At 64.6% G+C, this 12,992-nt stretch carries 11 protein-coding genes and 1 pseudogene; 10 read left to right on the forward strand and 2 right to left on the reverse strand.

From position 1 onward, the window contains the following. From BG61_RS36290 to BG61_RS36300, 3 genes and pseudogenes are all read left to right on the forward strand, one after another. Positions 1 to 193 (forward strand): annotated as a pseudogene (locus tag BG61_RS36290) (hypothetical protein); the annotation flags it as partial. A 68-nt stretch (positions 194 to 261) separates the two neighbouring features. Beyond that, positions 262 to 1,095 (forward strand): AraC family transcriptional regulator, encoded by an 834-nt coding sequence (locus BG61_RS36295; RefSeq protein WP_081868308.1) that lies wholly within the window; start codon positions 262 to 264, stop codon positions 1,093 to 1,095. Between the two features lie 340 nt (positions 1,096 to 1,435). Next, positions 1,436 to 1,849, forward strand: a complete 414-nt coding sequence (locus tag BG61_RS36300) for a response regulator (RefSeq protein WP_129572142.1) — start codon at positions 1,436 to 1,438, stop codon at positions 1,847 to 1,849. A 63-nt stretch (positions 1,850 to 1,912) separates the two neighbouring features. On the opposite strand, the gene BG61_RS43485 is transcribed toward BG61_RS36300, so the two are convergent. Further along, complete coding sequence (locus tag BG61_RS43485) at positions 1,913 to 2,083, reverse strand: hypothetical protein (RefSeq protein WP_169743338.1); 171 nt, start codon at positions 2,081 to 2,083, stop codon at positions 1,913 to 1,915. Between the two features lie 150 nt (positions 2,084 to 2,233). Here BG61_RS43485 and BG61_RS36305 point away from each other — a divergent pair, with 150 nt between their 5' ends. The 4 genes from BG61_RS36305 to BG61_RS36320 all read left to right on the forward strand — a co-directional run bounded on the left by BG61_RS36305 (position 2,234) and on the right by BG61_RS36320 (position 6,988). After that, the gene (locus BG61_RS36305) at positions 2,234 to 2,905 is read left to right on the forward strand and encodes a glutathione S-transferase family protein (protein ID WP_035931370.1); all 672 of its coding nucleotides are present in this window, start codon (positions 2,234 to 2,236) and stop codon (positions 2,903 to 2,905) included. A gap of 125 nt (positions 2,906 to 3,030) precedes the next feature. Then, entirely contained in the window at positions 3,031 to 4,668 is a 1,638-nt protein-coding gene (locus BG61_RS36310; protein WP_035931368.1) for an ATP-binding domain-containing protein, read from the forward strand. 11 nt (positions 4,669 to 4,679) lie between these two features. Beyond that, a complete protein-coding gene (locus BG61_RS36315) occupies positions 4,680 to 5,186 on the forward strand; it encodes a putative pterin-binding protein (RefSeq protein WP_035931366.1) in 507 nt (168 codons plus the stop codon). After that, positions 5,156 to 6,988 carry a hybrid sensor histidine kinase/response regulator gene (locus BG61_RS36320; protein ID WP_035931363.1) on the forward strand — a complete coding sequence of 611 codons (1,833 nt, stop codon included), beginning with the start codon at positions 5,156 to 5,158 and terminating at the stop codon, positions 6,986 to 6,988. Before BG61_RS36315 ends, BG61_RS36320 begins: the two co-directional genes overlap by 31 nt. Positions 6,989 to 8,008: 1,020 nt before the next feature. On the opposite strand, the gene BG61_RS36325 is transcribed toward BG61_RS36320, so the two are convergent. Then, positions 8,009 to 8,863 (reverse strand): helix-turn-helix domain-containing protein, encoded by an 855-nt coding sequence (locus tag BG61_RS36325; RefSeq protein WP_035935896.1) that lies wholly within the window; start codon positions 8,861 to 8,863, stop codon positions 8,009 to 8,011. Between the two features lie 225 nt (positions 8,864 to 9,088). Between BG61_RS36325 and BG61_RS36330 the strand changes: the two genes are divergently transcribed. The 3 genes from BG61_RS36330 (at position 9,089) to rhmD (ending at position 12,432) form a co-directional block, all read left to right on the forward strand. Then, a complete protein-coding gene (locus tag BG61_RS36330; protein WP_035935856.1) occupies positions 9,089 to 9,841 on the forward strand; it encodes an SDR family oxidoreductase in 753 nt (250 codons plus the stop codon). Between the two features lie 65 nt (positions 9,842 to 9,906). Beyond that, the gene (locus tag BG61_RS36335; protein WP_035935859.1) at positions 9,907 to 11,226 is read left to right on the forward strand and encodes an MFS transporter; all 1,320 of its coding nucleotides are present in this window, start codon (positions 9,907 to 9,909) and stop codon (positions 11,224 to 11,226) included. Between the two features lie 27 nt (positions 11,227 to 11,253). Then, positions 11,254 to 12,432: an L-rhamnonate dehydratase gene (rhmD, locus tag BG61_RS36340; protein WP_035935861.1), complete on the forward strand. Its 1,179-nt coding sequence runs from the start codon at positions 11,254 to 11,256 to the stop codon at positions 12,430 to 12,432. Positions 12,433 to 12,992 lie beyond the last annotated feature (560 nt).

The raw sequence follows: 12,992 nt of genomic DNA on the forward strand, positions 1-12,992 counted from the left end.
CTGCGGCATGGGGCCGTGCCAGGGGCGCATATGCGGCGCGGCGGCCGCGGCCTGCTTCGGCTGGGACATCGCGGCGCCGCGCCCGCCGTTCGCGCCGGTGCGCATCGCGACGCTCATCGCCGCAGCGGACGCCGCACAGGAGACCGGCGTCGCGGACAACACCAATTTTGACCGCTCCCGCGGAACCCTATAATCGTCCGCAGCCCGGTGGGCGCGGCGAAGCGCACGCGCCATCCACTCACGACGACTCCCGAGACGCCCATGACGATCACGATGGACCGCCCGGCCGACGCAGCGCCAGCCGCCGGCGAGCGACCGGCGCTCGACGCCGCCCTGCGCGCGGGCGCCGGCGCATCGACGCTGCGCGCGATGCTCGATCACTTCATGCTGCTCGCGCCCGTCTTCGATGCGATGCCCGACGTCGTCTTTTTCGTGAAGGACGAGGAGGCGCGCTACGCGATGGTCAACCGCACGCTCGCGCGGCGCTGCGGGCAGAAGGACAAGCAGGCGCTCATCGGCAAGACGGCCGAAGACGTGTTCCCGCGCCGCTTCGGGCGCATCTACACGGCGCAGGACAAGGCGATCATCGCCGAGGGCAGTCAGCTGATCGACCAGCTCGAACTGCATCTCTATGCGGGACGCGAGCCCGGCTGGTGCATGACCTGCAAGCAGCCGCTGCACGATGCGGCGGGCAAGGTCATCGGCCTTGCGGGCATCTCGCGCGACCTGCAGGCCGCCGAAGGCACGCATCCGGCTTACAGCCGGCTTGCCGCCGTCGTGCAGCATATCCAGGAAAATTTCGTGCAGCCGCTGAACATGCGGCAACTGGCGTCGATGGCGAACATGTCGATTGCGCAACTCGAACGCTACTTCCACAAGGTGTTTCATCTGACGCCGCGCCAGGTGTTGCTCAAGACTCGGCTCGACGCGGCCACCGCACTGCTCGTCACGAACGACAAGGTAACCGACGTCGCCGCGCTCTGCGGCTACACGGACCACAGCGCCTTCACGCGGCAGTTCAAGGCGACCGTCGGCGTGACGCCTACCGAGTACCGTTCGATCCTCCATTCGAGTGCCGCAGCCGAAAAGGTCTGACGGGAAAGCGTGCAGCGGCGCTCCAGAAATTACACGCGCGTGCTTGTCGATGCGGCGAGGCGTCACGGCGGCAGCCCGCCGGACACCGGATCCAAAGGGCTTGCGGCGAGTCGGGCGGGCTCCGGCCTGTTTCTTGCTGGTTACGGCTCGCGGTGATGCGCTGTACGCGCCCCGCACATTCGCCCCGCGCGACGTTCGGCACCGGCGCACGCGGCAAAATTACGGTGCTGTCGGAATCCATGCCGGGAATGCGTGTCCAAGAGAACGGTCTGCGGCGACGCCGGCCGCAACCCATAGAAAAGCCGGCACATGAATTCCGTTTTGGGCAGTTGAAAAGAAAATGATGAACGATGTAGCAAGACTGGGGCATGCCAGGATCGTCCTGATTGAAGACGATCGCGAGAGCAGGGAATCACTGCAGATGTTGCTGGAAGAAGAAGGGGCCGACGTGGTCGCGCTCGCCGATGCCGAAGACGGCGCCGAAGCTGCGATTCGCCTGTTGCCCGACGCGGTGATCTGCGATATCGACCTTCCGGCGATGGATGGTTTCTACCTGATTCAACGTTTGCGCGACCACGAGATTCGCGGCAACCTGCCGCCCTCCGTGGCGATCGCGCTGACGGGCCACGACGGCGAAGAATATCGATTGCGAAGCATCGGCGAGGGGTTCCAGCACTTCATGACGAAGCCGGCGCACCCCGATGAACTCGTGACGCTGATACGGGAATCGCTGAATGCGCGCGTAGTGTCGTGAGAGCGGAGTGAGGGGCACCGTTCATGGCGTCCCTCGCGCTAATTTTCCGGTGCTTGTTCGCGGCTACGACCGGTCGCGGTTGCGCGCTCGCGTCGCGCCCGTGATGACGGCGATGCCGAGCAGGATCACGGCGACGATCGCGATGGTGTGCTGCGAGACATGCATCGCGACGAGCGCCCACGAAACGCCGCCGATGAATATCAGCCAGCCCACCAGATAAATGACCAGGGTCATCGGACTCTCCTTTTGTGTCGTGTTGTCGTGTTGAATTGCGGCCTCTTGACAAGAGGCTTTCTACATTCGACGCCGCCGCGCGGAATAGTTCATTGCGTCTGAGGTATTCTCCTGATCACCGAAGTGCTTCAATCCCTGTCCGCGATTCCCATGCTCACCGTTCACCATCTCAACAATTCCCGCTCGCAGCGCGTGCTCTGGATGCTCGAGGAACTGGGCGTCGACTATGAAATCAAGCGCTACCTGCGCGATCCGCACAGCATGCTCGCGCCTCGCGAGGTGCGCGCCGTGCATCCGCTCGGCAAACTGCCCGTCATCGTCGACGACGGCCTGACGATCGCCGAGTCGGGCGCGATCATCGAGTATCTGGTGGAGCGCTACGGGCAGGGACGCTTCGCGCCGCCGCACGGCGCGTCGCCCGAACGCGTGCGCTACAGCTACTGGATGCACTATGCCGAGGGCTCCGCGATGCCGCCGCTGCTGCTCAAGCTCGTCGCGGTGCGCATCGGCAGCGCGCGGATGCCGTTCTTCGTGCAGCCGGTCGCGCGCCGCATCGCCGCGACGATGCAAAGCAGCTTCATCGATCCGCAGTTGAGGCTGCACCTCGGCTATATCGACGGCGAACTCGCGAAGTCGGAATGGTTCGCCGGCAGCGAATTCACCGCGGCCGACGTACTGATGAGCTTTCCGCTCGAAACCGCGAGCCACCGCGCGGGCGCGAAGGAACTGCCGCATATCCGCGCGTTCCTCGAGCGCATTCATGCGCGGCCCGCATATCAGCGCGCCATCGAGCGCGGCGGCAAGTACGACTACGCCGACTGAGCCGCCGCTCGCGCCGCAACGCGCACGAAGGAATCGCGCGGCGCCCGGGCCGGGGTGACGCGCGCGCGTTGCGTACAATGGCGCGACACGCCCGCGCTCCCGGGCATCGAAACGAAAGGCGAAGCATGGCTCGAATCGTCCCCGACGACTGGAAAAACCTCGAAGCAACCGGCGCCGCCGTACGCGAGCTGGAAACGCTGTCGCTGCTCGAAAAGCTGCCCGACGACTATACCGTCTATCACGGCGTGCACTGGACACGCATCAGCGAAGGCTTTTCCGTCTTCGGCGAAGCGGATTTCGTGGTCGTCGCGCCGTCGGGACGCGTGCTCGTCATCGAACAGAAGGCCGGGTTCCTGCGCGAAACGCCGGCCGGTCTCGTGAAGGTCTATCTGCAGAAGGAGCGCAACGTCGCGATCCAGCTCGCGCGCACGCTCGAGAACCTGCACCGGCGCTTCACGGCCGCGTTCGGCGCGGGCACGTATCGCATCGAAGAACTGCTGTACTGCCCGGACTACACCGTGAAGGACGCCTCGATCGCGGGGGTGCCGGCGCAGCGCATCGTCGATGCGAGCCGCAAGGGCAGGCTGCCCGCGGTCGTTCTGGACATCTTGCCGCCCGACGAGCCGCGCTTCGATTCGGCGGCGCGCATCCATCATTTCCTCGCCGACGAACTCGCGCTCACGCCCGACACCAACGCGCTCGTCGGCCAGGCGGACATGCTCGTCACGCGCCTGTCGGGCGGGCTCGCCACCTGGGCGCGGCGGCTCGAATTCGAGCCGTTCAGGCTGCGTGTGACCGGCACGGCGGGATCGGGCAAGACGCAGCTTGCCGTGCAGGTGATGCGCGACGCAGTGGCGAAGGGCAGGAGCGCGCTGTATGTCTGCTTCAACCGGCCGCTCGCCGATCACATCCGCCTCGTCGCGCCGCCCGAGGCGAAGATCGCGAACTACCATCAGCTGAGCGCGGCGGTGGCGCGCGACGCCGGCAGCCCGCCCGATTTCAGCCAGCCCGACGTGTTCGCCACGCTGGAGGAGCGCTTCGCGAACGTGCCGGTGCCGGAGCACTGGAAGTTCGATGTGTTGATCGTCGACGAGGGGCAGGACTTCCAGGCCGCATGGGTCGATGCGCTCGCGCGGCTCCTCAGGCCGGAAGGCGCATGGTGGTGGCTCGAAGACCCGATGCAGAACCTCTATTTCCGCGATCCCGTGCCGCTGCCCGGCTGGACCACGCTGCGCGAGACGACCAACTACCGCAGCCCGCGCGACCTGCTCGCGTTCATCAGGCGCATTGTCGGGCGCGACGTCAGGCTCGATGCGGGCAGTCCGTTCGACGGCTCGGAAGTGAGCGTCTCGACCTACGAAAACGGCCACGCCGACGAAGTGATCGAAGCGACCAAGCGGGCGATCACGCAGGCGCTGTCGCTCGGATTCAGGAAGCAGGACATCGCGGTGCTGTCGTTTCGCGGACGCGAAGGCTCCGTGCTGACGCCGATCGAGCAGCTCGGTCCGCACCGGCTGCGCAGCTTCACGGGCGGCTACGATCTCTTCGGCAACCCCGAGTATCGCGAGGGCGACGTGCTGCTCGAATCGATCTATCGCTTCAAGGGGCAATCGGCGCCGTGCGTGATCCTGACCGAAGTGGACTTCGACGCGCTCGATGAACAAGCGGCGCGCAAGTTTTTCGTCGGCGCGACGCGTGCGACGATGAAGCTGATCGTCGTCGCGTCCGAGCGCGCGGCGAAGACTTTCGACGAACAGCACTGACAGGGCGCCCGATGACACGCATGCAATGGCGCGCGCCTGCATTCTTCGCATTCCTCGCGGCGCTCCTGATGCTGCCGCTCGCGGTGCGCGCGGCGCCGTTCGAACTCGAGATGCAGGGAAAGATAGGCAAGACGAACGACCCCTCGCACACCGTCTACCGGATTTCCGAGGCCGAGCTGCTGAAGCTGCCGGCGCACACGATCGTCACCTCGACACGCTGGACGCCGAAGTCCACCTTCACGGGGCCGCTGTTCACGGATGTGCTGCAACTCGCCGAAGCACGGGGCGATTCCGTTGAACTGCGCACGTTCGACGACTATTCGGTGACGCTCACGGTGAGCGAGGCGCGGCACTATGGCGCGATCCTCGCCTACAGCATGAACGGCAAGCGCCTGAAAGTGCGCGACTTCGGCCCGCTCTTTCTGATCTTCCCCCGCGATGCGTACCCGTCCGAACTGACGGGCGCCGTCGCCGACACGAAATACGTATGGCAGGTGAAAGCGCTCATTCTCAAGTAGCGCGCCCGTGGCTGCGGCGGCTATGGTACGCGGCGCTGATCGCGCTGGCGATCGCGCCGCCCATCGGCGCGGTTGCGTACATGCTCTATTCCGGCCTGCTCGCGAAGCAGACGCCGCATCAGGTCGTCGTTCCCTACGACGGCTTCTACTGGGACGCCGCGCAGCTCGAGATCGCCTATGAGCGCTTCGCGAATCAGGTGCTGCTCTATCGCAGCGGCATCGACGAGGCGGCCGACCAGGTGCGCCTGCGCTTCGAGATTCTCGAATCGAAGCTGAGCGTCGTGTCGGCGTCGACGGACATGCTGAGCGGGCACGACGCGTTGCGCGCCCGGCAGCGGGAGATCGTGAGGCAACTGGGCAGCGCGCTCGCATCGATCGCGCCCGAGCTCGACCTGCTCGAGGAGGACCGTCAGCGCACGCTCAGGATCACGGGCGTGCTGCGCCAGAACCTCGCCGTCGTGACCGAGCTTTCGAACGGGCGCCGTCTCGTCGACGTGGCGGATCGCGAAAGCATCGTGCGCGACTTCGACGTGAAGCGCCGCTATCTGATCTACGGGGGCATCCTGCTCGCGCTGCTGTCCGCGGCGGCCACCGCGCTCCTGCTGCTCAACGGCTACCGCCGCACGCGCCTGATCGAGCAGCAGCGCGCGGCGCTCGAAGCCGAGCATCAGGCGACGCGGGCGGCGCGCGAGGCGAGCGTCGCAAAGGATACGTTCCTCGGCATGATCAGCCACGAGCTGCGCACGCCGCTGCACGCGATCGTGTCGTCGGTGGAACTGCTCGGGCTCAACCTGCACGCCGAAGCGGACCGCAGGATCATTCAGCGGCTCGAAACCGGCGCGCGCCATCTCGAAGCGCAGATGCGCGACCTGACCGACTATGCGCGGCTTGGCGCGGGCAAGCTCGAACTGCGCAAGACCGTGTTCGATCCCGTCGAGCTGCTCGACTCGATCATCGACGCGAACACGCCGGCCGCGACGACAAGGGGGCTCGAATTGCGCGGCGAGTTCGTCGGGCGCCGCGAGCCGCTCGAGAGCGACCAGCACCGCCTGCGCCAGATCGCGACCAATCTCGTCACGAACGCGATCAAGTACACGGATGCGGGCTCGATCGACGTGCGCTTCGAGCGCTCGGACGACCGGCTCGACGTTTCCGTGATCGACACCGGGCCCGGCATTGCGCGCGAGCAGTTGCCGCTCATCTTCGAGGAGTTCACGCAGCTCGATTCGTCGAGTACGCGCCGGTTCGACGGCGCGGGGATGGGCCTTGCGGTGGTGCGCGGGCTGGTCGATCTGCTGGGCGGGAGGATAGAGGTGTCGAGCGAGGTCGGCCAGGGTGCCGCGTTTCGCGTGAGCCTGCCCGTCGCGCAGGCGGCGGACCTGCCGGAGCGCCGCGAGCAGGGAGCGCAGGCCGCGCCGCTCAGGAAGTCGCGTGTGCTGGTGATCGACGATCACGAGTCGATTCGCGATTCGCTCACGGAGATGCTTACGCATCTGGGCTATTCGGCCGTCGCGATCGGCGACGTGGACAGCGCACTGCTGTGGCTCGCTTCGAACGAAGCCGACGTGATTCTCGCCGACCTGCATATGCCGGGGAAGGACGGTTATTCGTTCGCGAACGAGTATCGCGTGCGGCTTGCTCCGGGGGCGAGCGTGCCGATTATTGCCGTGAGCGCCTATGCACCGGAAATGGTCGATCCGGGCGCCGCTATTCTGTTCTTCGACTATTTGCTTAAGCCCGTGCGATATGAGGTGCTGCGAAGCGCGGTGGCGCGGGCTGTTTCTGTCACTCGGAGGCAATAGGGGGCGGGCGGGCGCTGGCGCTTGGACGGGGGGTGTTAACACCGTTTGATGCGCTTGCGCTCCTATGAAACTTGCTTTGCTATTGGTTTATTAGCTTCGCCACTGTGCGGGGCGGCAGTCAATTTCTTTGCACAGGCGTCCCGCTGGCGCTCGGGGTTGGGGTTTGTTGTTTACAACGTCTGGTGCGCCTGCGCTCCTATGAAACTTGTATTGGCTTTGGTTTATAAGCTTCGCCCCTGTGCGGGGCGGCAGTCACTTTCTTTGCTGCTGCAAAGAAAGTAACCAAAGAAAGCAGCTATTGGGTCAGCGGTGTTAGGACGTAACCACGTTTGAGCTTTTCAGAGTGGCCCGACCGTAGGAGTGTCCACCTCTGTATGTTGAGCGAACAGGGACGCGGACCCACGGCGGCATCGCGCCCTTAAACGAAGTGGTAAGGCAGTCATTCATCCGTCTTCGCTTCGCTCTGACAAGAGGTGCAACCGGTGGTGCGCGCAGCTAAACGCCAGACTGGAGCGAAGTACTGGTTTGTGATGGCCCGACGTCCGAGCGCAGCGAGGAGGGAGCGGAACGAAGTGCTTACCACTGAGTTGGAGGGTGCGTTGTATCAGTGGGTCCGCGTACCTGTCCGCTCAACGAACAGAGGGCGACACTCCCACGGTCGGGCCACTCTGAAAAACTCAAACGTGGTCACGTCCTAACACCGCTGAGCCCATAGCTGCTTTCTTTGGTTACTTTCTTTGCAGCAGCAAAGAAAGTGACTGCTGCCCCGCACAGGGGCGAGCTAATAGACCATTAAGAAAGCAAGTTTCATCGAGGTCGAAGCGCATCAGACGGTTCTATAACCGCCCCAAGCGCTAGCGATATCCCTGTGTGACTGCCGCCCCGCACAGGGGCAAAGCTAATAAACCAGTAACAAAGCAAGTTTCATAGGAGCGCAGGGGCATCAAACGGTGTAAAGAACAAACCCCAAACCCAAGCGCCAGCGACCACCTAACCCCAAGCGCCAGCGTCCCTGCCAGTTCAAGTCCGAAGCAACCGCTTCGAAAGATCGGCAACGAGAATCGCAAGCCGCGCAGGCTTCTCGAAACAGGCGACGTTATAGTCGCGAATGACCTGGCTGATCTCCGATTCGCTCGCCTTGCCCGTGGTGAGTTCCCCCGTCAGCACGAACACCGGCGCATCCGGGTTGTCGGATTCGCGCACCGCGCGAATCGCCCCCGCGGACGTGTGCGCGCCGAACAGCCAGTCGATCACCACCGCATCGAAAACCTGCGTCTGCAACGCCTCGAGAAAGGCGTCGAGGTGATAGAACGCGATGGCCGTGAAACCGGTGCGTTCGAGATAGTCATGCAGGTTGTCGGCGGAAGCCTGGTCGTCGTCGACAACCGCGATCACCGGCTTTTCCATATCGGCGCGGCGCGGCTGGATCTCGATCTTGTGAACGTCGAATGCAGCCTGGAGCAGCACACCTTCATGCTTCGTCACGAGCCAATGGTTGTTCACCTTCTGCGCAATGAAATCAGGCCGGCTGCCGGCGTCGAGCGCGGCGCCCACCCACGCCATGCAGGGAATCTCCACCGAGCCGAGCTTGAACACCGCATCGTGCGCAGTGCCTTCGGTGTCGTCGCTATCGGCGTTTTTTGCGTCGAAGAGCTGGAGCGCGGGTTCGTCGAACGCGTCGGCGACGCGGCGAATCTGCGCGAGCGTCCACGGACTGTTGCCGCGCAGCTTGCGATGCCCCTGCGAAAAGCTCAGATCGAGGATGCGGCACAACTCGGCCGTCTGCTGCCGCTTGCCGATGCCGTGACGGCTCATCAGTTCGCGCACGCGCTCGGCGACAGCGAGCGATTCCGAAGATGACGTTTCAGTGACCATGGGCGGTTCGGCGTTGGAGTGGCGCTTCATGAACGAAAGCGGGGCACCGGGGAAAAGCGGCTCCGGCAGTTGCCATATTGTAAGGCCGATCGGATAACGCCCTTCTTTTGCGCATCCCATGCGATCCGCTTTCGCTATCGGACCATCGCCAAGACGAATTGTCCCGCTATTGGCGTCCCACTATAGTGGCTGCACAAGTCAAAACTCATTGGACAAGGAGACGCGATGAACCAGATCGACCTGGCCGGACGCACGGTGGTGATTACCGGCGGGGCGCGCGGCATCGGCTATGCGGTGGCGCAGCGCGCGCTCGCTTCGGGCGCGGCGGTCGCGCTGTGGGACATAGACGCCGAGCGCGTGCAGCGCGCATCCGACGAACTCGCGGCGCCGGGCAGGGTGAGCACGGCCGTCGTCGAACTGAGCGACGAGTCCTCGGTGGATGCCGCGGTTGCCGCAACGCTCGCCGCGCACGGCAAGATCGACGTGCTCGTCAACAACGCGGGCATCACCGGCGGCAACGGCACGACCTGGGAACTGGCGCCCGACGTGTGGCGTCGCGTGATCGACGTGAACCTGATCGGCCCATATCTCACGTGCCGCGCCGTCGTGCCGCACATGCTGAAAGAGGGCTACGGGCGCATCGTCAACATCGCGTCGGTGGCGGGCAAGGAAGGCAATCCGAACGCCTCGCACTACAGCGCATCGAAGGCGGGGCTGATCGGGCTCACCAAGTCGCTCGGCAAGGAACTCGCGACGAAGAACATCCTCGTGAACGCGGTCACGCCCGCGGCGGCGAAAACGGAGATCTTCGACTCCATGTCGCAGCAGCACATCGACTACATGCTCTCGAAGATCCCGATGAACCGCTTCCTGCTGCCGGACGAAGCGGCCTCGCTGATCCTCTGGCTCGCCTCGGAGGACTGCGCATTCAGCACGGGCGCCGTGTTCGACCTGTCGGGCGGACGCGCGACGTACTAGCCGTCGTCGCGAGGCATCTCGCCGTGCGCACCATCGCGCGCCACACAGGACCACTGGAGACAGACATGAGCGACCCCGCTATCGCGGAACGGGCGGTCACGGGCAGGGTGATGCGCCACCTGCTGCCGTTCCTTCTGCTGATGTACGTGCTCGCGTTTCTCGATCGCGCGAACATCGGCTTCGCGCAAAAGGCGCTGCAGCAGGACACCGGGCTTTCGAATGCGGCGTTCGCATTCGGCGCGGGCGTGTTCTTCGTAGGCTACGCGCTCTTCGAGGTGCCGAGCAACCTGCTTCTGCACCGTGTCGGCGCGAAGCTCTGGATGTGCCGGATCATGGTGACGTGGGGCATCGTGTCGGCGGCGATGGCGTTCGCGCACACGGCCACGACCTTCTACATCCTGCGCTTTGCGCTCGGTGTGGCCGAGGCGGGGTTCTTTCCCGGCATCGTCTATTACCTGACGCGCTGGTTTCCCCAGTCGGCGCGTGCCCGCGCGCTCGGCGTCTTCTATTTCGGCGCGCCGCTCGCGTTCATCTTCGGCAGCCCGCTCTCGGGGCTGCTGCTGGACCTGCACGGCGCACTCGGTCTCGCCGGCTGGGAATGGCTCTTTCTCGTCGAAGGCGGGCTGGCTTCGGTCGTCGGCGTGTGGGCGTTCTGGTATCTCGACAACGAACCGTCGAAGGCGCGCTGGCTTTCCGCTGAAGAGCGCGCCGTGCTGTGCGCGCGGATCGAGCGCGATGCGCAGGACGCGGCGTCGCACGGTCCTCGCAGCGTGCTCGCCGCGCTCGTCGATGCTCGCGTGCTGATTCTCTCGACCGTCTACTTCCTGATCCAGGCGGCGGTGTACGGTGTGATCTTCTATCTGCCGCAGCAGGTCTCGGCGCTGCTCGGCACGAAGGTCGGCCTGCACGTCGGACTCGTGACCGCGATTCCGTGGCTGTGCGCCGTTGCCGTAACGTGGTTCGTGCCGCGCTACGCCGACCGCACGGGGCTGCACCGGCCCATCGCGGTCGGACTGCTCGTGATCGCCGGCGCCGGCATCGCGGTTTCCGGGCTGGCGAGCCAGCCGATCGTGTCCCTCGTCGCGCTGTGCTTCGCCGCGAGCAGCTTCATCAGCGCGCAGCCGCTCTTCTGGACCTTTCCGACGCGCTATCTGGCCGGTGCCGCCGCGGCCGCCGGCATCGCGCTGATCAATTCGCTCGGCAGCCTCGGCGGCTTCGTCGCGCCGATGCTGCGCACCGCGGCCGAACGCATGTATGCGTCGACGAGTGCCGGGCTCGTGCTGCTCGGCGCGGCAAGCGTGCTGGCTGCGCTCGTGATCGTCGTGTTCGTGCGGCAGCCGAAGACCCTCGACTACGCGCCAGGCAAACCCGCAAAAGCGTCCTGAACAGAAAATACTCAACGGAGTTCGATCATGTCCATGCCAACCATCCGCCAGGTCCGCGCCTTCACCGTCCGGGGCGGCGGCGCCGACTATCACGACCAGGGCGCCGACCACTGGATCGACGACCACATCTCGACGCCGATGGCGCGCTACCCCGAGTATCGCCAGAGCCGTCAGTCGTTCGGGATCAACGTGCTCGGCACGCTCGTCGTCGAGATCGAGGCGAGCGACGGCACCGTGGGCTTCGCGGTGACGACGGGCGGCGAGGTGGGCGCGTTCATCGTCGAGAAGCATCTCGCGCGGTTCATCGAGGGGCAGCGCGTGACCGACATCGAGAAGATGTGGGACCAGATGTACTTCGCGACGCTCTATTACGGCCGCAAGGGCATCGTGCTGAACGCGATTTCCGGCGTCGATCTCGCACTGTGGGACCTGCTCGCGAAGGTGCGCAAGGAGCCGGTGTTCCATCTGCTCGGCGGCCCCGTGCGCGACGAGCTTCGGTTCTACGCGACGGGCGCGCGTCCCGATCTTGCGAAGGAGATGGGCTTCATAGGCGGGAAGATGCCGTTGCAGCACGGGCCGGCCGAGGGCGAAGAGGGGCTTGCGAAGAACATTGCGAAGCTTGCGGACATGCGCGCGAAGGTCGGCGACGACTTCTGGCTGATGTTCGATTGCTGGATGAGCCTCGATCTGACGTATGCGAAGCGGCTTGCCGACGCGGCGCACGAATACGGGCTGAAGTGGCTGGAGGAGACGCTTCCCCCGGATGATTATTGGGGTTACGCCGAACTGCGCCGCTCGGTGCCGCGGGGCATGATGGTGACGACGGGCGAGCACGAGGCGACGCGGTGGGGTTTTCGCATGCTGCTCGAGATGGGATGCGCGGACCTGATCCAGCCGGACGTCGGCTGGTGCGGCGGCATCACGGAGCTCATCAAGATTTCGGCGCTTGCCGATGCGCATAATGTGCTGGTCGTGCCGCACGGGTCTTCGGTGTACAGCTATCACTTCGTGGTGACGCGGCATAACTCGCCGTTTGCGGAGTTTCTGATGATGGCGCCGAAGGCCGATGAAGTCGTGCCGATGTTCACGCCGCTGCTGCTCGATGAGCCTGTGCCCTTGAACGGGCGGATGAAGGTGCCGGAGACACCCGGGTTTGGTGTTCGGCTCAATCCTGAATGTGCTCTGGTGCGGCCTTATTCACACTGAAGGGGCGCTGGCGCCCGGACGGGGGGGCGGTCGGGGGTTGTGAACACCGTCTGATGCGCTTGCGCTCCTATGAAACTTGCTTTGATATTGGTTTATTAGCTTCGCCCCTGTGCGGGGCGGCAGTCACTTTCTTTGCTGCTGCAAAGAAAGTAACCAAAGAAAGCAGCTATGGGGCAAGCGGTGTTAGGAGGGAATCGCATTGAGTCTTTCTGAGTGGCCCGACCGTAGGAGTGTCCACCTCTGTATGTTGAGCGGATGGGTACGCGGACCCACTGTGCCGTCGCACCTTCAAGCGGAGTGGTAAGGCAGTCATTCATCCGTCTTGGCACTGCGTGCCCGACGAAGGGAAGTCCGGGTGGTAAGCAAGTTCCTCGACAGGGCGAAGCGACGTAGGTACACGCAGGAATGAAACGAAGCGAGTGGTTGTGGCGCACCGGGCGTCGGAGCGAAGCGAGGACGGAGGGATGCTTGCCTTACCACGAACTTTGGAGTTTCGAGGGCGCAGTGGGTCCGCGTACCTATCCGCACGACGAACAGAGGCGGACACTCCGACGGTCGGG

The sequence above is a fragment of the Caballeronia glathei genome (genome assembly GCF_000698595.1).
Lineage (GTDB): Bacteria > Pseudomonadota > Gammaproteobacteria > Burkholderiales > Burkholderiaceae > Caballeronia > Caballeronia glathei.

What these genes read in the sequence shown, in the direction of transcription:
- BG61_RS36295 (WP_081868308.1), top strand. Translation starts at nt 262, where the DNA reads ATGACGATCACGATGGACCGCCCGGCCGACGCAGCGCCAGCCGCCGGC.
- BG61_RS36300 (WP_129572142.1), top strand. Translation starts at nt 1,436, where the DNA reads ATGATGAACGATGTAGCAAGACTGGGGCATGCCAGGATCGTCCTGATT.
- BG61_RS43485 (WP_169743338.1), bottom strand. Translation starts at nt 2,083, where the DNA reads ATGACCCTGGTCATTTATCTGGTGGGCTGGCTGATATTCATCGGCGGC.
- BG61_RS36305 (WP_035931370.1), top strand. Translation starts at nt 2,234, where the DNA reads ATGCTCACCGTTCACCATCTCAACAATTCCCGCTCGCAGCGCGTGCTC.
- BG61_RS36310 (WP_035931368.1), top strand. Translation starts at nt 3,031, where the DNA reads ATGGCTCGAATCGTCCCCGACGACTGGAAAAACCTCGAAGCAACCGGC.
- BG61_RS36315 (WP_035931366.1), top strand. Translation starts at nt 4,680, where the DNA reads ATGACACGCATGCAATGGCGCGCGCCTGCATTCTTCGCATTCCTCGCG.
- BG61_RS36320 (WP_035931363.1), top strand. Translation starts at nt 5,156, where the DNA reads ATGGCAGGTGAAAGCGCTCATTCTCAAGTAGCGCGCCCGTGGCTGCGG.
- BG61_RS36325 (WP_035935896.1), bottom strand. Translation starts at nt 8,863, where the DNA reads ATGGTCACTGAAACGTCATCTTCGGAATCGCTCGCTGTCGCCGAGCGC.
- BG61_RS36330 (WP_035935856.1), top strand. Translation starts at nt 9,089, where the DNA reads ATGAACCAGATCGACCTGGCCGGACGCACGGTGGTGATTACCGGCGGG.
- BG61_RS36335 (WP_035935859.1), top strand. Translation starts at nt 9,907, where the DNA reads ATGAGCGACCCCGCTATCGCGGAACGGGCGGTCACGGGCAGGGTGATG.
- rhmD (WP_035935861.1), top strand. Translation starts at nt 11,254, where the DNA reads ATGTCCATGCCAACCATCCGCCAGGTCCGCGCCTTCACCGTCCGGGGC.